Source organism: Williamsia sp. Y853 (assembly GCF_056786495.1).
Genome location: NZ_JBXCJC010000003.1, coordinates 119,775 through 137,763, shown reverse-complemented (window position 1 = coordinate 137,763; position 17,989 = coordinate 119,775). Strand labels below are relative to the sequence as shown.

At 64.5% G+C, this 17,989-nt stretch carries 24 protein-coding genes; 4 read left to right on the top strand and 20 right to left on the bottom strand.

Annotated features, from left to right (window positions below):
• Positions 1-14 precede the first annotated feature (14 nt).
• Positions 15-887, bottom strand: coding sequence for a 30S ribosomal protein S2 (gene rpsB, locus AC1TPF_RS16780; protein ID WP_482139038.1), 873 nt, complete (start codon positions 885-887; stop codon positions 15-17).
• Positions 888-1,219: 332 nt separating this feature from the next.
• On the opposite strand from rpsB, the gene AC1TPF_RS16775 reads away from it, so the two are divergent.
• Entirely contained in the window at positions 1,220-1,774 is a 555-nt protein-coding gene (locus AC1TPF_RS16775; RefSeq protein ID WP_482144794.1) for a peptidoglycan DD-metalloendopeptidase family protein, read from the top strand.
• Between the two features lie 6 nt (positions 1,775-1,780).
• On the opposite strand, the gene AC1TPF_RS16770 is transcribed toward AC1TPF_RS16775, so the two are convergent.
• On the bottom strand, positions 1,781-2,680 hold the full coding sequence (locus tag AC1TPF_RS16770; RefSeq protein ID WP_482144793.1) for a tyrosine recombinase XerC: 900 nt from the start codon (positions 2,678-2,680) through the stop codon (positions 1,781-1,783).
• Positions 2,681-2,811: 131 nt separating this feature from the next.
• The gene (locus AC1TPF_RS16765) at positions 2,812-3,648 is read right to left on the bottom strand and encodes a siderophore-interacting protein (RefSeq protein WP_482144792.1); all 837 of its coding nucleotides are present in this window, start codon (positions 3,646-3,648) and stop codon (positions 2,812-2,814) included.
• Positions 3,649-3,784: 136 nt separating this feature from the next.
• On the opposite strand from AC1TPF_RS16765, the gene AC1TPF_RS16760 reads away from it, so the two are divergent.
• Positions 3,785-4,624, top strand: coding sequence for an SDR family oxidoreductase (locus AC1TPF_RS16760; protein ID WP_482139031.1), 840 nt, complete (start codon positions 3,785-3,787; stop codon positions 4,622-4,624).
• Between the two features lie 10 nt (positions 4,625-4,634).
• Here the strand turns inward: AC1TPF_RS16760 and dprA are convergent, their stop codons facing one another.
• Genes dprA through AC1TPF_RS16745 form a run of 3 tightly spaced genes read right to left on the bottom strand, consistent with a single transcriptional unit; the run spans position 4,635 to position 7,740 of the window.
• A complete protein-coding gene (dprA, locus tag AC1TPF_RS16755; protein ID WP_482139029.1) occupies positions 4,635-5,777 on the bottom strand; it encodes a DNA-processing protein DprA in 1,143 nt (380 codons plus the stop codon).
• Positions 5,778-5,786: 9 nt separating this feature from the next.
• Entirely contained in the window at positions 5,787-7,343 is a 1,557-nt protein-coding gene (locus AC1TPF_RS16750) for a YifB family Mg chelatase-like AAA ATPase (RefSeq protein ID WP_482139027.1), read from the bottom strand.
• 1 nt (position 7,344) lies between these two features.
• On the bottom strand, positions 7,345-7,740 hold the full coding sequence (locus tag AC1TPF_RS16745; protein WP_482139025.1) for a YraN family protein: 396 nt from the start codon (positions 7,738-7,740) through the stop codon (positions 7,345-7,347).
• Positions 7,741-8,024: 284 nt separating this feature from the next.
• Here AC1TPF_RS16745 and AC1TPF_RS16740 point away from each other — a divergent pair, with 284 nt between their 5' ends.
• A complete protein-coding gene (locus AC1TPF_RS16740) occupies positions 8,025-8,639 on the top strand; it encodes a Type 1 glutamine amidotransferase-like domain-containing protein (protein ID WP_482144791.1) in 615 nt (204 codons plus the stop codon).
• Between the two features lie 55 nt (positions 8,640-8,694).
• Here AC1TPF_RS16740 and AC1TPF_RS16735 read toward each other — a convergent pair whose 3' ends face one another.
• From AC1TPF_RS16735 to AC1TPF_RS16670, 14 genes are all read right to left on the bottom strand, one after another.
• Positions 8,695-9,018, bottom strand: a complete 324-nt coding sequence (locus tag AC1TPF_RS16735) for a DUF2469 domain-containing protein (RefSeq protein ID WP_482139022.1) — start codon at positions 9,016-9,018, stop codon at positions 8,695-8,697.
• Positions 9,019-9,132: 114 nt separating this feature from the next.
• The gene (locus AC1TPF_RS16730) at positions 9,133-9,798 is read right to left on the bottom strand and encodes a ribonuclease HII (protein ID WP_482144790.1); all 666 of its coding nucleotides are present in this window, start codon (positions 9,796-9,798) and stop codon (positions 9,133-9,135) included.
• A 2-nt stretch (positions 9,799-9,800) separates the two neighbouring features.
• Entirely contained in the window at positions 9,801-10,667 is an 867-nt protein-coding gene (lepB, locus tag AC1TPF_RS16725; RefSeq protein ID WP_482139019.1) for a signal peptidase I, read from the bottom strand.
• A gap of 17 nt (positions 10,668-10,684) precedes the next feature.
• Positions 10,685-11,026 carry a 50S ribosomal protein L19 gene (gene rplS, locus AC1TPF_RS16720; RefSeq protein ID WP_482139017.1) on the bottom strand — a complete coding sequence of 114 codons (342 nt, stop codon included), beginning with the start codon at positions 11,024-11,026 and terminating at the stop codon, positions 10,685-10,687.
• Between the two features lie 96 nt (positions 11,027-11,122).
• Positions 11,123-12,043 (bottom strand): hypothetical protein, encoded by a 921-nt coding sequence (locus AC1TPF_RS16715; RefSeq protein WP_482139015.1) that lies wholly within the window; start codon positions 12,041-12,043, stop codon positions 11,123-11,125.
• A gap of 9 nt (positions 12,044-12,052) precedes the next feature.
• Positions 12,053-12,487, bottom strand: coding sequence for a hypothetical protein (locus AC1TPF_RS16710; RefSeq protein WP_482139013.1), 435 nt, complete (start codon positions 12,485-12,487; stop codon positions 12,053-12,055).
• On the bottom strand, positions 12,484-13,485 hold the full coding sequence (locus tag AC1TPF_RS16705; RefSeq protein ID WP_482144789.1) for a hypothetical protein: 1,002 nt from the start codon (positions 13,483-13,485) through the stop codon (positions 12,484-12,486). The genes AC1TPF_RS16710 and AC1TPF_RS16705 overlap by 4 nt, the downstream gene beginning before the upstream one ends.
• Positions 13,479-13,808 (bottom strand): hypothetical protein, encoded by a 330-nt coding sequence (locus AC1TPF_RS16700; protein ID WP_482144788.1) that lies wholly within the window; start codon positions 13,806-13,808, stop codon positions 13,479-13,481. Before AC1TPF_RS16700 ends, AC1TPF_RS16705 begins: the two co-directional genes overlap by 7 nt.
• Positions 13,808-14,185, bottom strand: a complete 378-nt coding sequence (locus tag AC1TPF_RS16695) for a YbaB/EbfC family nucleoid-associated protein (RefSeq protein ID WP_482144787.1) — start codon at positions 14,183-14,185, stop codon at positions 13,808-13,810. The genes AC1TPF_RS16700 and AC1TPF_RS16695 overlap by 1 nt, the downstream gene beginning before the upstream one ends.
• A 28-nt stretch (positions 14,186-14,213) precedes the next feature.
• On the bottom strand, positions 14,214-14,975 hold the full coding sequence (trmD, locus tag AC1TPF_RS16690) for a tRNA (guanosine(37)-N1)-methyltransferase TrmD (RefSeq protein ID WP_482139005.1): 762 nt from the start codon (positions 14,973-14,975) through the stop codon (positions 14,214-14,216).
• Positions 14,972-15,496: a ribosome maturation factor RimM gene (gene rimM, locus AC1TPF_RS16685; RefSeq protein ID WP_482139003.1), complete on the bottom strand. Its 525-nt coding sequence runs from the start codon at positions 15,494-15,496 to the stop codon at positions 14,972-14,974. The genes trmD and rimM overlap by 4 nt, the downstream gene beginning before the upstream one ends.
• Positions 15,497-15,510: 14 nt before the next feature.
• Positions 15,511-15,753, bottom strand: a complete 243-nt coding sequence (locus tag AC1TPF_RS16680) for an RNA-binding protein (protein ID WP_482139001.1) — start codon at positions 15,751-15,753, stop codon at positions 15,511-15,513.
• Positions 15,750-16,205 carry a 30S ribosomal protein S16 gene (rpsP, locus tag AC1TPF_RS16675; protein WP_482138999.1) on the bottom strand — a complete coding sequence of 152 codons (456 nt, stop codon included), beginning with the start codon at positions 16,203-16,205 and terminating at the stop codon, positions 15,750-15,752. The genes AC1TPF_RS16680 and rpsP overlap by 4 nt, the downstream gene beginning before the upstream one ends.
• A gap of 156 nt (positions 16,206-16,361) precedes the next feature.
• Positions 16,362-17,333, bottom strand: a complete 972-nt coding sequence (locus tag AC1TPF_RS16670) for an NAD(P)/FAD-dependent oxidoreductase (protein ID WP_482144786.1) — start codon at positions 17,331-17,333, stop codon at positions 16,362-16,364.
• Between the two features lie 78 nt (positions 17,334-17,411).
• Here AC1TPF_RS16670 and AC1TPF_RS16665 point away from each other — a divergent pair, with 78 nt between their 5' ends.
• The gene (locus AC1TPF_RS16665; RefSeq protein ID WP_482144785.1) at positions 17,412-17,984 is read left to right on the top strand and encodes a helix-turn-helix domain-containing protein; all 573 of its coding nucleotides are present in this window, start codon (positions 17,412-17,414) and stop codon (positions 17,982-17,984) included.
• The last annotated feature ends 5 nt before the right edge of the window (positions 17,985-17,989 follow it).

Sequence of the window (17,989 nt, the reverse complement as noted above, 5' to 3'; positions counted from 1 at the left end):
GGACCAGAAGTGAATCAGGCCTGTGCAGGGGTTTCCGCGTCAGCGGCGGGAGCTTCTGCTGCCGGAGCTTCTGCTGCCGGAGCTTCTGCGGCGGGGGCTTCTGCGGCGGGGGCGGTGGCCTCCGTCAGCAGTTCCTGCTCCCACTCGGCGAGGGGCTCGCCGGCTGCGTTCTCAGGCTTGGTGTCGGACGAACCCTGTCCGGCGCGTGACTGCACACCTTCGGCAACCGCAGCGGCGATCACGTGGGTCAGCAGAGCTGCGGAACGGATTGCGTCGTCGTTACCCGGGATCGGGTAGTCGACCAGGTCGGGATCGCAGTTGGTGTCCAGGATCGCGATGACCGGGATGTTCAACTTGCGAGCCTCGGAGACCGCGAGGTGCTCCTTGTTGGTGTCGACGACCCAGATGGCCGACGGAACCTTGGCCATGTCCCGGATACCACCGAGGGTGCGATCCAATTTGGTCATCTCACGCGTGAGCATGAGGATTTCCTTCTTGGTGCGACCTTCGAAGCCACCGGTCTGCTCCATGGCCTCGAGGTCCTTCAGGCGCAGAAGGCGCTTGTGGACGGTCGAGAAGTTGGTGAGCATTCCGCCGAGCCAGCGCTGGTTCACGTACGGCATGCCGACGCGGGTGGCCTCTGCGGCGATGGATTCCTGAGCCTGCTTCTTGGTACCGACGAAAAGGATGGTGCCACCGTGGGCAACCGTCTCCTTGACGAACTCGTACGCCTTGTCGATGTAGGTCAGCGTCTGCTGCAAGTCGATGATGTAGATGCCGTTGCGATCGGTGAAGATGAATCGCTTCATCTTGGGATTCCAACGACGGGTCTGATGCCCGAAATGAGCGCCGCTGTCCAGCAGCTGCTTCATGGTTACGACAGCCATGTGTTCACTTTCATGTGCAGTTTGACGTCGGCATCCGGTTGGTCGCCGACCCTGGCACCTGTCAGGTGTGGAACCCTCTGTCAAAGAAGGACTGCCCACACCCCGTGTCGGACGGACTGATGTCAGCCGACCGCAGGCGCGCGAAGTCACTCCCACCGAGGCGAGAGCGCCATATAAGTCTACGCGCGCGGGGCCTCCAGGAGAAATCGCCTCTCCACTTCACGCGTCGCTGATTGTCAAGCGACTCGACGCAACTGTGGATGATTGGCAACGTTCTCCCCAAACACGTCTCTGACCTGGCGTGATCCCCAATCACCGGGCAGCATCATCACATGGCCTTCAGGTGGCAAGTGCGTCGGGCATCAACGTCGATGATCGCCGCACTGGTCTTCGTTTCGCTGCTGAACTCACCCTCGGCACCGCCTGCATGGGCGGCTCCGGCCGTCGGCAGCGATCGGGCCTACAGCTGGCCGCTGTCCCCCGTGCCATCGGTACTGCGCAGATTCGAACCACCGCCGCAGCGCTGGCTCCCCGGACATCGAGGTGTGGACCTGGCGGCCTCACCCGGCGCGGTCGTCAGATCGGCAGGCGCTGGGGTGGTGCACTTCTCGGGTCAGGTCGCAGGCAAACCGGTGGTGTCGATCCGGCACGCGGACGGGTTGTTGACCACCTACGAACCGGTGACCGGGTCGGTGCCTGCCGGAACTGCGGTCGCCCGCGGGTCACCGATCGGGGTCCTGGAGGCCGGACATGCCGATTGCCTGCGAGGGTGCCTGCACTGGGGCGCACGCCGCGGCGCCGGAGCGTCGGCGGTGTACCTCGATCCCTTGGCCCTGCTCGGGCTGGTGCGGGTACGACTCAAGCCGCTGCAGCCGGGTGAAGGTTGACCGGCCTCACGCTCTCGGATGCGCCTGGTCATGGACTTTTCGCAGGCGTTCGACGCTGACGTGCGTATAGAGCTGTGTGGTCGCAAGGCTGGCGTGACCGAGTAGTTCTTGCACGACCCGCAGGTCGGCGCCGCCTTCCAACAGGTGCGTGGCGGCACTGTGCCGCAACCCGTGCGGGCCGAGATCTGGTGCGTCGGGCAGAGCTCCCAGCACTTTGTGGACGACGGTCCGGGCCATCCGCTGATCTAGTCGTCCACCTTTTGACCCGACCAACAACGCGTGACCGGCCTTTGGTTGAGCCAGCGCCGGGCGGCCCACTCGCAGCCACCGATCGATGGCGGCGGCGGCCGGGGTACCGAAGGGCACCGTTCGTTCTTTGTTGCCCTTACCGATGACACGCAGCACGTTGCGGGAACGGTCGATGTCGTCGACGTCGAGGCCACAGAGTTCACCGACGCGAATACCGGTGGCATACAACAACTCCAGGATGAGCTGATCGCGTTGCGCGATCGGATCTTCGGGATCGTGGTCAGGTGCCGCCGGGGTCAGTGCGACTCTGGCCTGGTCGGCACTCAGGACGCCGGGCAATGTGCGGTGCGCCTTGGGTGCCTGCAGACGGGTGCCGGGGTCGACCCCCAGGATGCCTTCGCGGGTGGCCCATGCGGTGAATCGCTTGGCCGATGAGGCCTGTCGCGCAATGGTTGTCCGGGCGGCGCCGCCTTTGCTGTGGGCGGCCAGCCACGCCCGCAGGGTTGCCAGGTCGATCGCCGAGGGCGCCAGACCGCGGACACCGGCAAAGCTGATGAGCGAGCGGATGTCTCCGAGATAGGCACGCACCGTGTGCTCGCTGTGCCCGCATTCGAGCTGCAGATAGCTCTTGTAGTCCTCGATGATCGATGCGCTCACCCACTCAGCCAACCGATCTGGGCCGACGGCCGCAAGCCGCCACACCCCACACCCCGATAATGTGCTGTTTTGGTTATGCCGACCTGGGCAAATGCTCGCCATAACCGCACATCATCGGGATCGGGATGTCGCTAGCCGGCGCTTTCGAGAGTTCGTTGGCTCGCTTTCCACTGACGGAAGCCCTCTTCGGTGTGCCCACGCCGCCAGTAGCCACTGATCGAGGCATTGCCTGCCGGCACTCCGCGTTCTTTGCGGATGTATCCGCGCAGGTTCTGCATCACGACCTCGGCTTCACCATGGATGAAGACCTGTACCGAACCGGGCAGCCACTCGGCCTCCCGTACGGCAGCGACGATCGGGGCATTGGCCCCACCGACCACATCGGTGATCGCATCGGAGCCGACGCCACGGTGCAGCCAGACGATCTCGGCGGTGTCGGGGGCAACCAGGTCGACTTCGTCTTCGGGTCCGGCGACCTCGATGAATGCCTTCACGACGGTTCCGTCGGGCATGGCCTCGAGGGCTGCTGCCAGCGCCGGGAGTCCCGCTTCGTCCGCGGCCAACAGGTGCCAGTCGACGTCGGCTTTCGGGCGGTAGCCGCTGCCGGGACCCACAAAACGGATCTCCTCGCCGGGTTGGGCCGCAGCCGCCCAGGGACCTGCGATGCCCTCGTCGCCGTGGACAACGAAGTCCACCGCGATCTCACGTGCGACGGCATCGACCCGCCGAACCGTGTAGGTGCGCAGGATCGTCGGCTCATCACCTTGAAGCTTGGCTCGAATCCGTTGCAGTCCGCGAGGTTTGGTGGCCTCCGCTTCCTCTGCCGGAAACATGAACTTGATGTACATGTCGGTGTCGTCGTTCGCCTGGAAGTCGTCGAATCCGGCGCCCCCGAGGTACACCCGTACCAGATGGGGTGTGAGCTGTTCGGTTCGCTGAACCGTCATCGTGTTTTCGCGCTTCGCCACGCATACGTCCTCTCGTCGATGGCGGGTGGGCCGACGATCTTCGTCGGGGTCGGCTCCAGCCACCCGATCCACCGTACCTGAAAATAGGTAACCCTAAGTAGTGCGGATCACACCTGCCCACCGCTACGGTCTTTCTATGCCAACGATCCTGATCACCGGAGCGTCCCGCGGAATCGGACGCGCAACGTCCCTACGGCTCGCGGCGTCGGGGTGGGACGTGCTTGCCGGAGTTCGCGACGAGGCGGCGGGCCTTGATCTGAAGAGCGCATCGCCGGATCGGATCACGCCGGTCACACTCGACGTCACCGATGGTGAGCAGATCCGCGCACTGCACGACGTGTTACCCGACCGTCTCGATGCCGTTGTCAACAACGCCGGAATCGTTGTGGGCGGTCCGGTCGAGACCATTTCACCGGAGCAACTACGCCACCAGTTGGAGGTGAACGTAGTCGGTCAGCATGCGGTGACGCAGACCGTTCTGCCGCGACTGCGGGCAGCCCAGGGTCGGGTCATTTTCGTGTCGTCGGTCAGCGGCCGGATCGCAACACCGATGACCGGGGCATACAACGCATCCAAGTTCGCTCTCGAAGGGCTGGCAGATGCGCTGCGAATCGAGTTGCGGCCGTGGAATGTTCGGGTTGTTCTGATCGAACCCGGCCAGACCGATACAGACATCTGGCGCGACGCCGAGTCCACTCTTGACAGCAGCCTCACCGAACTCTCGGATGCGAACCGGCACCTGTACACCAAACACATCAACGGCTATCGCAAGACGATCGCGACATCTCAGAAGGCTGCGGTGCCTGCCGATCTGGTGGCGGCCTCGATCGAAGCCGCGCTCACCGACAAACGGCCGCGTGCCCGGTATGTGGTCGGCACTGCGAACAAGGTGCAGGCACCACTGGTCGGATTGTTGCCGACCAGGCTTTCCGACTTCATCATCGGCAAGGTCACCGGCGTCCCGAAGACACCGTGAGATCTGCACGTCACCCATCCCGAGCCAACCTCCAGCCCGAACCGTTGGTGTTGAGCATTCCTCGGGCCTCGAGGACCGCCAGCGCCGATCGGACCTGCCGCACATCGAGTCCGCACGCAAACGAGATCTCACCGATCGTCAGGGATCCGGAAGCCGGAACGGCGTCGTAGACCCGCAACTGGTCGGCATCGAGATTGTCGGTGCGGCGGCCGAGCGGACCGGCCTCTGGCGCAACTGCATCTGCACCTTCCGGTTGCGCCAGACGTAGTACGTCACGCGAGTCGGTCACCAGCTGTGCAACACCGTCGGCGATCATCCGGTGGCAACCCACCGACGTCGCCGAGGTGACCGGACCGGGTACAGCGCCCAGCGGTATCCCGAGCTTGCGGGCCCAGGCCGCGGTGTTCGCGGCACCGCTCCGGTGGCCGGCCTCCACCACAACGACCGCCGACGACATGGCGGCCACCAACCGGTTCCGGGTGAGGAATCGATGTTTCGCTGCCGTGGTGCCGGGCGCGTACTCACTCATCACCAGTCCGGTGCGGGCGATCTCGGACAACAATCGGGCATGTCCCGACGGATAGTCGTGGTCGATGCCGCAGGCCAGTACCGCGATGGTGACACCTCCGGAGGCAAGCGCATTGCGGTGCGCAACGCCGTCGATCCCGTACGCACCGCCCGACACCACCGTCCAGCTCTCGGCGGCCAGCCCATTCGACATCAGTCCGGTGACATGCTCGCCGTACCCCGACGCCGCCCGCGACCCCACGATTGCGATCGATCGGTCGACGGCCTCGTCGAGTCGGACTGGTCCTCGCACCCACAAGGCCAGCGGTTCTCCGCCTTTCGTGGCCGTGTCGGCGTTGCTCAGGGTCAACAGTTGCCAACCCGGCCATTCGGTGTCGTCCGGTGTCACCAACCGGCCACCGAGTCGCGCCGCCGCCTCGAGGTCTGCAGCAGCGGTGTTGACGCCGAACCGCGCTTCGGTCAGCCGAAGCACCTCGGCGTGCTTTGGCGGGACCACCCGGGTGGCAACGGCCTTTGCCGTCTCGCTCACCCCGACATCGGCAATCAATGCACGCAGCGCCGCGCTGGGCGGTTCGGCAACGGCGGCAAGATATGCCCAGTCCCGCCGTTCGTGTTCGTCGAGCACTACTCCCCCTCAGTTGTATCCGCGGTCACGGAACATCAGTGCCTGTGCCACATGGTCTTCCGACGGCTCGCCGGCGCCTGCCAGATCGGCGAGCGTCCAAGCAAGTCTCAAAGCGCGGTCGGCCCCTCGGGCGGTGATGCGACCGTCGCGCAGGAACAGTTCGATCGGACGGGTCACGTCTGGCGGCAGTCGGAACTCCCCTCGCCGCAGCACCGAACCGGGTACTTCCGAGTTCGTCTGCCACCCCTGTCCCCGCCAGCGTTCCCGGGCCGCGCCGCGGGCGGCGATCACCCGCTCACGGACCTCGGCGCTCGTTTCAGCGGCGCCGGCGGTCAGCGCGGCGTTGCCTGGCGGATCCATCCGGACCCTGATGTCCACCCGGTCCATCAGCGGGCCGGACAACTTCCCCAGATAGCGGCGGCGGGCCGTTGGTGAGCACACGCAATCCACATCGTTGGCAGGCGCACAGGGACACGGGTTTGCGGCCAGGACGAGTTGGAAACGAGCCGGGAACCGCGCCACTCCGTCACGGCGGGCGACCCGAACCTCACCGTCTTCCAACGGTGTTCGCAGCGTTTCGAGCACCTTCACCCCGAGTTCGGCACATTCATCCAGAAAGAGAACTCCCCGATGCGCCCGAGACACCGCACCCGGTTTGGCCATCCCCGTCCCGCCACCGATCATCGCCGTCACCGTCGTCGAATGATGTGGCGCAATGAACGGCGCCTCGGTCACCAACGGATGATGCTCCGGCAGACCACCGGCAATCGAATGGATCGCGGTGACCTCCAACGCCTCCGACTCCCCCAACGGCGGCAGAATCCCCGGCAACCGACGCGCCAACATCGTCTTCCCGATCCCCGGCGGACCCGTCAGCAACAGATGATGGGCACCGGCGGCCGCGATCTCCATCGCATACCGCGCCTCATCCTGACCCACCACATCGCACAGATCCGGAGACACCGACGCCGGCGCGCGCTGCACCGTTTCACACACCGTGTCCAGCACATTCGCACCCCGCAGCCACCCCAACACCTCCCGCAGGTGTGCCGCCCCACCAACCTCGATCCCCGAGACCAGCGTCGCCTCTGCGACATTCGCCAGCGGCACAACCACATACGCGAACCCCGCCTTACGCGCCGCGACCACTGCCGGTAATACACCCCGCACCGGCCGCACCCGCCCATCAAGGGCCAACTCTCCGATGAACACCGACTTCTCCAACAAGCCCGACGGCTTGTCGGAGTTCGCAGCCAACACCGCAAGCGCCAGTCCGAGATCAAAGATCGAACCCGCTTTGGGCAGCGTCGCCGGCGACAACGCCAACGTGATCCTTCCCTCCGGCCACTTCTGCACCCCACCACCGGACTCATCGGCAGAACCCTTACTTGCTGCCGCGGTGTTGGTGATCGCCGCCCGCACCCGATCCTTGGCCTCCTTCAAAGCCGCATCCCCCAAGCCCACCAGGTGCACCCCCGGCAACCCCTGGCCGATCGACGCCTCGATCTCGACCACCACACCCTCGACACCGCTCAGGGCCACCGACCTCACCCGACCCAGCTTCACCTCAGAACACCCCACGCAGATGCGAAAACGTCGGCTGGTCCGCCGAATTCAACTGCACGGCGATCACGTCGAAACGCACCACCGGCCATCCCCGGTCCTGCTCACGCAACCACAGCGCCGCCAGCCGCCGCATCCGCTTGTACTTCTCGAACGACACCGCTTCGGCGGCATCAGCGAACAACGACCCCGTCCGCGCCTTGACCTCCACCACCACCAACGCGACACCGTCAACAGCGATCACATCCAGCTCGCCGTAGCGACAACGCCAATTGCGCGCCACCACCACCCAGCCCGCGTCCTCCAAAAACCGGACGGCCAGGTCCTCACCCAACTGCCCGACCTCACGACGCGACAGCCTCGCGCCATCGCGACCCGAATGATCTCCCGACTGATTCATGGACCAACCATGACGACCACCACCGGCACACCACCTAAAAACCGACCACAGAATCCTCTCCTGTGGACACAGCACTGAACTGTGGAAAGTCGGGACTACTTGAGCTACGTCTCCGCGATGACTTCATCCATCACAAAGTCGCGGGGTACCAACTGCGATACCCATCCCGCCTCCGGCACCACTGAACAGCGATATTGCCGGTCTTCCGATCAACCCAGTTCACCCGTTGCGCCACAGGAGATCTCAGGGCGGACTGTCCGACGCAGTTGTGGCAGGCTGGTGACATGGCCGAACTATTGCTGGTCAGTCGATGGCTGGACGCCGTCCCCGGATTTCTGACGCCCCGGACCAAACCAGGCGCACGCATCGGTTTCGTCCCGACGGCGTCATCGATCTATACCGACCGCGGCTGGGTGGATTTCGACCGCGCAACATTGAGCGGTCAGGGCTGGCAAACGACCGAACTCGACATCGAGACGATGCCGGCGACCGACATCAAGGATGCGCTGACCTCCGTCGACGCCGTTTTCGTCTCCGGCGGCAACGTCTTCCACCTACTGGCGGCGATGCGGCGCACCGGCTTCGCCGACGTGCTCACCGAACACGTCCGGGCAGGTCTTCCGTATATCGGTGCGAGCGCGGGCGCCTGCGTTGTCGGCGCCGACATCGAACCGCTCGGCCTGCTCGACGACCCGACCGAAGCGAGCGGATTGCGCTCGACCGTGGGGCTCGGCTGGATCGATGAGGTCATCGTGCCGCACGCCGACGGCATCGTGTCGGGTCGCACGGTCATCGAGGAGGTCGCCCGCCGCTACGGCAAGCAATTCACGCTCCGTCTGCTCGCCGACGATCAGGCGTTGCTCGTCTCAGACGGCTCCCGGTCGGTGATCTCGTCCTGAGTTCATCCGTTGTGCGACAGCACATCCCGCAGACGCCGTGCGAGAAATCCCCCGACTATTCGCCCAGAACCCCATCCTCGGGCAGACGCAGATCCTGCTTCTCGAGTTCTTCGATGTTGACGTCCTTGAACGTGATCACCCGCACCTGCTTCACAAAGCGGGCCGGACGGTACATGTCCCACACCCAGGCATCGCTCATGCGGACTTCGAAGTAGACCTCTCCGTCGGCATTGCGGGGCACCATGTCCACCGCATTGGCAAGATAGAACCGCCGTTCGGTCTCAACCACGTAGGTGAATTGACCGACGATGTCCTTGTATTCGCGGTACAGGGACAGTTCCATCTCGGTTTCATACTTCTCGAGATCCTCGGCGCTCATCCTGTAAGGGTAACGCGCCCCCACCACAGGACTGTGCACCGAGGACACCAATCAGGGCACCGAGGACACCAATCAGGGCACCGAGGACACCAATCAGGGCACCGAGGACACCAATCAGGGCACGCGGACGCGCATTCGCACGTTGCGATACGACATCCGATGCTGCTGCGACGGTCCCAGATCGTCGAGACAGCTCATGTGCATCTGCGTGCTGTACCCCTTGTGGACTGCGAATCCATACCCGGGAAGCTCACGATCCATGTCGACCATGATCCGGTCCCTGGTGACCTTGGCGACGATGCTGGCGGCGGCAATGCAGGCCGCAGCCCCGTCGCCGCCGATCACCGGAAGTGAGGGAGCGGTCAGTCCGGGCACCACAAAGCCGTCGGAGAGCACGTATCCGGGGCTGACCGGCAAACCTGCCACAGCCCGCCGCATGCCCTCGATATTGGCCACGTGGATCCCGATCCGGTCGATCTCATCGGCGTCGACGATCACGGCCGACCACGCCAATGCATGACGGGTCACCGACTTGTAGAGCTTTTCCCGGGTCGACTCGCTCAATTTCTTCGAATCATCAAGTCCTGCGAGGGAAACCAGCTGAGTCGGCTTGAGGACACAGGCCGCCACAACCAGCGGGCCCGCACAGGCCCCGCGACCGGCCTCATCGACCCCGGCCACCGGCCCGAGTCCACTGCGATTGAGAGCGGCCTCGAAAGTGCGCAGCCCGGCCGCTCGTCGAATCGCCACCCGGGGTGGCCACTTCGTTGGCGCGGACATCGTTACTTCTGTGGGTTGATGGACTCAACGCTGCCGAAGCGGGAGAACGGGTAGATGATCAAGCGGACTTTGCCGCGGATGTCATCAACCGGAACCATGCCGTGCAACTGGTCATCCATGTGGTAACGAGAGTCGGCGGAATTGCCCCGATTGTCACCCATCACCCAGACCTGCCCCTCGGGCACATCGAGCGGACCGAAATCGGGACCGAAGCACGAGTTGAGTTCGCCGTTGGTGTCGAGGAGTTCCGCAGGCCGGAGCTCTGCGTTCTTGCGCTGCAGCTCCAGGTCGATGTACGGCTCGACCAATGGTTTGCCGTCGACCTTGGCGCCGGTGCCATCGGCATTGTGGCATTCGATGCGCTGGCCGCCGACCGCGATCACACGCTTGACCAGATTGTTCTCGTCGGGCGGCGCAAAGCCGAACCACGACAGCGCGTTCTGGGTGCCGCGGACCAAGGTGTTCGATGACCGAGGGGAGTTCCATCCCAGATCCCACGACGATGTCGGCGCCTTGAAGACGACAACATCCCCTGGCTCGGGATCACCGAAGCGGTAGGACAGCTTGTCGATCACGATGCGGTCGTTGGTGCATCCGTCGCATCCGGTGAGAGTTGGCTGCATCGATTCCGAAGGAATCACATACTGCCGCCCGATGAATGTCTGCAGCACCCAGGTGAGCAGCAGCACACAGACGATGATGATGACGGTTTCGCGGAGCAGAGAACCCTTTTTCTTGGGCTTGCGGCCATCATCATCGTCCAGGCTGCGCCAGGGGCGCGGGGAGTCATCCGATTCGAACGGACTGTCGCTGGCGGGTTCGTTTCCGTAGGGATTCGAACCGTCAGGAGTGCGGGGGGTGTCGACCACGCCGCAAGCCTAGTGTGTCAGCGCTTTTCTTTGATCTTCGCGGCCTTGCCACGCAGGTCGCGGAGGTAGTAGAGCTTCGCACGACGGACATCGCCGCGGGTCAGGATCTCGAGCTTGGCCAGGTTCGGGCTGTGAACCGGGAAGGTCCGCTCGACGCCGACACCGAAAGACACCTTGCGAACCGTGAAGGTTTCGCGGACGCCACCACCCTGACGGCGGATGACAACACCCTTGAAGACCTGAACGCGTTCTTTCGAGCCCTCGATCACCTTCACGTGAACGTTGAGGGTGTCACCCGGACGGAAGTCGGGGATGTCGTCGCGCAGGGACCTGTTGTCCAAGAAATCCAGAGTGTTCATACTGTCGGTTCCAATCCTATTGGCGTGAGCAGAGGAACCTAGCGGCCTTGCGGCTCGACTGGTTCGTGCTCTGATTCGTTTGGTCGCCGCCACAGATCAGCGAACAGGAGAACCTGGCGTCTGACCGTCGATCGGCAACTGGTCAATTGTGCCAGAAGGACCCCGCCCTTGAGAAATCGTCTTGGTCAGCACCAACTCGCCGGACTCCCCTGGTGCAGGCGCGGCGTGGACAACGACATCGAGTTCGGCCTCGGCCCCGGCCTTGGCGTGCGCGACGTCCGGTTTTCCGGCCATCAGGTCCTGCATGAAGATCTTGGCCCGGATCAGCGGGCGCCGAATGCGGCGTTCACGGCGAACCGCCGCAGCCATCTTCTTCTCGCGCTTTGTGTAACGCCACCGCGCCCACGGGGATGTCGGACGCGCCAAACGGATCGATCCGACGATCAGAAGGGGGAAGATGAACAGCCCGATCAACCCGGTCCAGATCTTGCCCTTGAGCAGAACGATGCCGGTGAGCGCCGCGACAATCGACAGCGAGACGCCCAACGCCACCAACGACACCACATCGCCGGTGTCGGCGTCGTCGATCTCGAACGGGCGAAAGCCCATCAGCAACAGGCCCATGACGGCGAGGGCAACGAATACCGCATCGATCGAGGCCCGGCCTTCTTCAGCCCAGTACACATCTCTCAGATAGAAGATGAGCGCGAACTCGTCGAGGACCAGCGCCGCCCCGATTCCGAACAGGCCGGCGAAGATCGACAGCACAACCTGCGAACCGTTGATCGACATCGCGATCAGGCCCAGGCCCGAGATCATCGTGAGCACGGTCCCGAACACGACGTGGTGAATGTGCATCCCACCCGGTGTCACGTTGTTGAACCACCAGCTGACCTCGGCGCGGATCAGCCGGACACTGATCCGGATCCCGAGAAAGCCCAGAATGAACCCGACATACGCCACGAAGAGCGGTAGTCGCCCGTTGTCGACGATGTTCTCCTGGAACCAGTGGGCCATTCGAAGAGGTTATCCCCCAATGTGATCGCGAAGGACATTTGCGACCAAAACGGTCGAACCGGTCGCGGCACACGCCTCGCAGACGAGTTCCCGCAGGCCATCGCGCCCTGTGTTGGCGATCCCGAACTCGAGTGCCGCGACGGCACGCGCCCGGCTGAACTCCGCCCGGTATTCCGGCATCCGCCCCGCATGCCCGGCCGACAACGCAGCCCCGTCCAGTCGGGCTCGCATCGATCCGACGGACAGTCGGTGTGCCGGACCGACCGGACGATTGGCCCGCCAATCGGTCAATACAGCCGTGATCACGCCATCGGTCGGCACCGCTGCGGCATCGAGTGCGGTCACGGTCAGGAGCAGGCCGGCCCGACTCACCTGTCGCGGTTCGACACGATCGACCAGAGCCGCGACGCCTGATCCGAGCACATCGATGCGGTGCGCTGTCATTGCCCGGAGTCCTCGTCGCCGCCGTCGTCGACGCGGAGATCCTGGGCTCCGCTATCGGCGATCTCGGCGGCGACCTCGGCAGGTGGCGGCGTGGCGGCACAGACCGCCAACGGCTCGATGTCGCGGTCAGCGAAATAGCTCATGATCGCGAGTTCGGGTGCTCGCCCATCGCCGACGACGATCTCGTGTGATTCCAACGCCGTACCCGGACGCAGGTATCCACCCAATTCACTGGTCCCGACCACCACGACGTGGCGGCCGTCGCCGGCCACGCCCAGGCCGACCGCCATCCGGATCCATGGCGCCACCTCCGGTGGCTGGACGGCGGCCAGGTGTGCTGCACGTGAGCGCAGCATCGCCAGATCAGCGTCGGCGACGTCGAGGTCAGATCGGTGGTCCGCGCCGCGGGCGTGCGCCATAGCGCCTGCCATCGCACCGGCCATGGCGCCACCCATCGGGGCCATCATCGGCGCTCCCCCGCCCCCCGACTGGTTTTCGCCGCGTTCGGAATCACTCTTTGATGACAGATCGTCGGTGATCTCTCGGGTTCGCCAGTCGAGTTGTCCGGCAGCCGCGGTCATCACCCGGGTCGCAGCGTCATGCGCACCCGACAGTCTGGTGGTGTCGCCGGACGCGGTCGCGACAACCTGACCCGCCAGCACGTCTCGATCGGCGATCGCCGCAACAACGGTGAGCCGTTCCTGCGTCTCGGCGACCGCATCACCGTAGGCGCGCGTGGTGGCCGAATGTTGGGCGAGACGGTCGATCACGGTGGTCAGGTCGACGTCGACGATGCGACGGGCCTGCTCCGCCATCGTGATCACGGCATGTCCGTCACCGGTCGCCGCGATCTCACGGGCCGTACCGCCGAGGACAACCTGCACGTCCGATAGCCGCCGCGCCAACGCCGAAAACCGTTCCGCGGCGAGGTTCACTCGATCCGGATCTGTTGTCGGCCAGAGCTTTTCCAATAGTTCGGCGACCGGGTCACTCAGCATTGCCGGGTTCCGAGCGCGGTGGCAGCCGCGGTGTCGACGTCGCCGAACTCGACGGAAACGCGAGTGAGGTTGTCACTGAAGGCAAGGACGGCTGACCGGACCGCACGCAGTTCCGCCTCGGTCACGCGGGCCGCGGCGGTCTGGGCAGAATTGAAAGCGGAACCGGTGTGGTGGCCGGAGCAGTCGCGCCGGAGATCACCGATGATCACATCGACCTCTGCCAGGATCGCATCGACCTCCCCGACCAGCGGGGCAAGCCGGTGTACCGCAGCGGTCAGTGCCGCATCGTCGACAAGCAGGTCACTGCCGGCTCGCTCGTCCATCACGCCTCCTCCCGCGCGGCGACCTCATCGAGATCCCGATAGTGCGGTCCAGGGTTTTCGACGATCTGCTCGATCAGCTGGTTCCGTTGGTTGGCGAGTTCGCCATCTGCTCGCGCGGTGAGTTCACAGATCAGCGACGACAACTGGTCGGCGCGATAGCGGCGCAGCGCAAGGGGTTCCAGATGCAGGTCGATCAAGGCGCCGCGCGCATTGGTGAATACTGTGACGAGCCGATCCGTCGAGGTCGCCTCGACGGTCATCGTGCGCAGTTGTTCTTCGACATCGCGCAGTTGTGCGCGCTGTCGGTCGACCTCATCGAGCAGGGACTCCCATGCCCGCTTGCTGACCGCCACTGTCCTTGCCGATTCGGTACTCATCGCCACCCCCCAATGGTGTGCGGAGATCCTAACCCGCGCCGGACGCCGTCGGGTCGGGTGGCAGCAGATCAGGTGGCAGCAGATCGGGACGACGGGCGCGGGTACGTTCGATGGACTGCTCGCGGCGCCAGCGCTCCTGTTTGGCGTGATCGCCACTGAGCAAGACCGGCGGTACGTCCAGACCCCGCCACGACGGTGGCCGGGTGTAGCTCGGTCCTTCGAGCAATCCGTCAGAGAACGAATCCTGCTGATGCGAGTTCGCGTTGCCCAGAACCCCGTCGATCAGCCGGACGGTGGCCTCCACCATGGCCATCACGGCCACCTCGCCACCGATGAGTACGAAGTCGCCGATCGAAACTTCTTGGACCCGAACACGTTTGGCTGCATCATCGATGACCCGTTGGTCGATGCCCTCGTAGCGGCCGCAGGCAAAGACGATATGACGTTCTTTGCTCCAGGCGTGCGCCGTCTCCTGGGTGAACGGGACTCCGGCCGGCGTCGGCACCACCAGCAGGGCATCGTCGGGACAGACCTCGTCCAGGCATGGGCCCCACACCGTGGGTTTCATGACCATCCCGGGACCGCCGCCATAGGGCGAATCGTCGACAGCCCGATGCACGTCGTGGGTCCAGTCGCGGAGGTTGTATGTGTCGAGCGCGAGTATGCCTCGGTCAATTGCCTTGCCGAGCAATGCCATTCGCATCGGCTCGAGGTACTCGGGGAAGATCGAGACGACGCCGATCCGAAGGGCCGGTTGTGGCGTCCCCGCCTGCGCAGACCCCTCGGTCACTCTGGATCCAGCAGGCCGTCAGGGGGATCGATCTCAATGAGATCGGGACTCACCGTGGGGACGATCGCCGTCACGAACGGGATGAGGATTTCACGGCCGTCAGTCGTTTTGACCGAGAGCAGATCGCCGCCGGGCATGTGAAGAACGTCGGTGACAACACCGACATCGTCGCCGGACACGGTCCGGACCGGGGCCCCCTGGAGCTCATGATCATAGAACTCGTCGGGGTCGTCACCGGAGGAAACATCATCCGAGTCGATGAGGAAGAGCGTCCCCCGCATATCGGAGGCCGTATCGCGGTCAACAACCTCCGCCAAGGTCAGCAACAGCCGCCCGGAATGATTCCGGGCGGCCGTCACCGTGTAGTTGTTCTCGACAAACGTGTTCTTGCCGGTCGACTTGCGTCCACGAAGGACGCTGCCGACGGCAAAGCGTTCGCCGGGTACATCAGTCCGGACGTCGACCACCAATTCACCGCGCACGCCGTGCGTTTTGGCAACGCGGCCGACAACCAGATCCATGTGTCTTGTACCGATCAGCGATCGGTGTCGACGATGTCGACCCGCACACCCCGGCCACCGATACCGGTGACAAGCGTGCGCAACGCGGTGGCCGTACGGCCGTTACGGCCGATGACCTTACCCAGATCCTCCGGGTTCACGTGAACCTCGACAAAACGTCCGCGCCGACCGGTGACGAGCTCAACGCGCACGTCATCCGGGAAGGCAACGATGCCGCGAACGAGATGTTCGACTGCGTCAGCGACAACGACACTCACTTGTCGGTTGCCTCAGAAGCGGGAGCCTCGGCTGCAGCCTCGTCGGCGCTGCTGTCGGCCTTCTTGGCGGCCTTCTTCTTCGGGGTGGTTGCCTCTGCGGCGGGTGCATTGTCGGCAGCGGCGAGCGCAGCGTTGAACAGATCCAGCTTCGACGGCTTCGGCTCGGCAACGCGCAGGGTGCCCTCGGTGCCCGGCAGGCCCTTGTACTTCTGCCAGTCACCGGTGATCTTCAGGAGTGCGGCGACAGGCTCGGTCGGCTGTGCGCCGACACTCAACCAGTACTGCGCGCGCTCGGTGTCGATCTCGATCAGCGAAGGCTCTTCCTTGGGGTGGTAACGACCGATGGTCTCGATCGCCCGGCCGTTGCGGCGGGTACGCGCGTCGGCGACGACGATGCGGTACTGGGGATTGCGGATCTTGCCGAGGCGGGTGAGCTTGATCTTGACAGACACGAGTTACTTCCTTCTATGGTCACAGTGCAATTCGGCGACGTTTCGGAATTGAAACGCCCGGTTTTGCTGTTCGTGTGGCGTGACCGCCGGTCGGTGTTGAGCCGGGTCCGGCGAACCAGCTGACCATTCTGCCAGAGTCGGGCCCCTGAACTGAAATCACGCCGTCTCCGACCGGCCCTGCCCGCCGTCGATGGCCGACCGGACTTCCTCCGCGATGAGATCGGCGTTGACCTGGGCGCCCGCCATCGCCCCGGCTGCAGCCGCCCCCGACACCTGTGCCATCAGGTTGGTGATGTTCCCGGCCACCCAGACCCCCGGGACTGACGTCACACCGTTCTCGTCTGCGGGGATGTGCTCACCCACACCCATGGGGTGGGCAACCGATTCGAGTCCGAGGTCGTCGAGGTATCCCGCGCGGGCGACAAATCTCGGCATCACCGTCAGTGCTTCCCGCTCCACGAACGTCCCACCCGCGAGCCGGACACCGGTGAGTTTGTCATCGCGTGACTCAACCGCGACGACCGCGCCTTCCACGACGTTGATCCCTCGAGCCGACAGCGCGGCGGCATCCTCGCCGGACAAGGTCAGCGCGTCATTGAGGAAGAGCGTCACGTCCTGGCTCAACTGGCGGAACATCTGTGCCTGATGAACCGCCCAGGCGTTTCTCGCGAGAACGCCGATGGCCTGATCACGTACCTCCCAGCCATGGCAGTAGGGGCAGTGCAGCAGGTCTTTGCCCCATCGTTCGCGCAGACCCGGAATGTCGGGCAGTTCGTCGATCAACCCTGTGGTCAGCAGGAGTCGGCGCGCGCCAACCGTCCGCCCGTCGGAGACAGTGACCACGAAGCCGGCGTCGAGCGCGCCGTCCACCGAGACGACCTCGGCGGCGGCCAGGTCGACGCCGTATCGGCGGACCTCGTCGCGGCCGATCTCGAGGAGTTCGGCCGGTGCGATCCCTTCTCTGGTGAGGAATCCGTGCACCCCGGCCGCCGGTGCGTTGCGCGGTGCCCCGGAGTCGATGACCAGGACCGATCGCCGAGACCTTCCCAGCATCAGCGCCCCACTCAAACCCGCGGCACCACCGCCGACCACCACCACGTCGTAATCACTCTGCATCTCATCAGTCATGTCCCCACCGTGCACTCCCCTCGTAGGTTCCAGCAAGTTTGTTTGCCATTTCGGCAATTCTTGGCAGACTCTTCAGATATGGACGACGACTTGAATCAGGCCCTGAGCGCAGTCGGACCACGACTGCGCGAGCTACGCCGGAACCGCGACATCACACTCTCCGACTTGTCCGCGACCACCGGCATCTCCGAGAGCACCCTGTCGCGACTCGAATCAGGCGGCCGCAAACCCACACTCGAACTGTTGCTGCCGTTGGCCAAGGCGTACTCGATACCCCTCGACGAACTCGTCGGCGCACCCCCGACCGGCGACCCTCGCATACATCTTCGGCCGATCAACCGTCATGGCCGCACGTTCATCCCACTTTCCAAGCGTGCGGGTGGTGTGCAGGCGTTCAAGCAGATCATGCCGCCGCAGGACGTCCGAGACCCCGAACTCAAGACCCATGAGGGTTACGAATGGTTGTATGTCCTGTCGGGACGGGTTCGACTGATCCTCGGAGACCGGGACCTCGAGTTGATGCCGGGAGAAGTGGTCGAGTTCGACACCCACGTACCCCACTGGGTCGGCGCCCTGGGGACAGAACCTGCCGAGGTCCTCAACCTCTTCGGCGCACAGGGTGAACGGGCCCACGTGCGGACGCGTTCGTGAACGCA

Coding starts and splice junctions, on each gene's coding strand:
- rpsB (WP_482139038.1), bottom strand. CDS start 887: ATGGCTGTCGTAACCATGAAGCAGCTGCTGGACAGCGGCGCTCATTTC.
- AC1TPF_RS16775 (WP_482144794.1), top strand. CDS start 1,220: ATGGCCTTCAGGTGGCAAGTGCGTCGGGCATCAACGTCGATGATCGCC.
- AC1TPF_RS16760 (WP_482139031.1), top strand. CDS start 3,785: ATGCCAACGATCCTGATCACCGGAGCGTCCCGCGGAATCGGACGCGCA.
- AC1TPF_RS16745 (WP_482139025.1), bottom strand. CDS start 7,740: ATGAATCAGTCGGGAGATCATTCGGGTCGCGATGGCGCGAGGCTGTCG.
- AC1TPF_RS16740 (WP_482144791.1), top strand. CDS start 8,025: ATGGCCGAACTATTGCTGGTCAGTCGATGGCTGGACGCCGTCCCCGGA.
- AC1TPF_RS16735 (WP_482139022.1), bottom strand. CDS start 9,018: ATGAGCGCCGAGGATCTCGAGAAGTATGAAACCGAGATGGAACTGTCC.
- AC1TPF_RS16730 (WP_482144790.1), bottom strand. CDS start 9,798: ATGTCCGCGCCAACGAAGTGGCCACCCCGGGTGGCGATTCGACGAGCG.
- rplS (WP_482139017.1), bottom strand. CDS start 11,026: ATGAACACTCTGGATTTCTTGGACAACAGGTCCCTGCGCGACGACATC.
- AC1TPF_RS16715 (WP_482139015.1), bottom strand. CDS start 12,043: ATGGCCCACTGGTTCCAGGAGAACATCGTCGACAACGGGCGACTACCG.
- AC1TPF_RS16710 (WP_482139013.1), bottom strand. CDS start 12,487: ATGACAGCGCACCGCATCGATGTGCTCGGATCAGGCGTCGCGGCTCTG.
- AC1TPF_RS16705 (WP_482144789.1), bottom strand. CDS start 13,485: ATGCTGAGTGACCCGGTCGCCGAACTATTGGAAAAGCTCTGGCCGACA.
- AC1TPF_RS16700 (WP_482144788.1), bottom strand. CDS start 13,808: ATGGACGAGCGAGCCGGCAGTGACCTGCTTGTCGACGATGCGGCACTG.
- AC1TPF_RS16695 (WP_482144787.1), bottom strand. CDS start 14,185: ATGAGTACCGAATCGGCAAGGACAGTGGCGGTCAGCAAGCGGGCATGG.
- rimM (WP_482139003.1), bottom strand. CDS start 15,496: ATGGATCTGGTTGTCGGCCGCGTTGCCAAAACGCACGGCGTGCGCGGT.
- AC1TPF_RS16670 (WP_482144786.1), bottom strand. CDS start 17,333: ATGACTGATGAGATGCAGAGTGATTACGACGTGGTGGTGGTCGGCGGT.
- AC1TPF_RS16665 (WP_482144785.1), top strand. CDS start 17,412: ATGGACGACGACTTGAATCAGGCCCTGAGCGCAGTCGGACCACGACTG.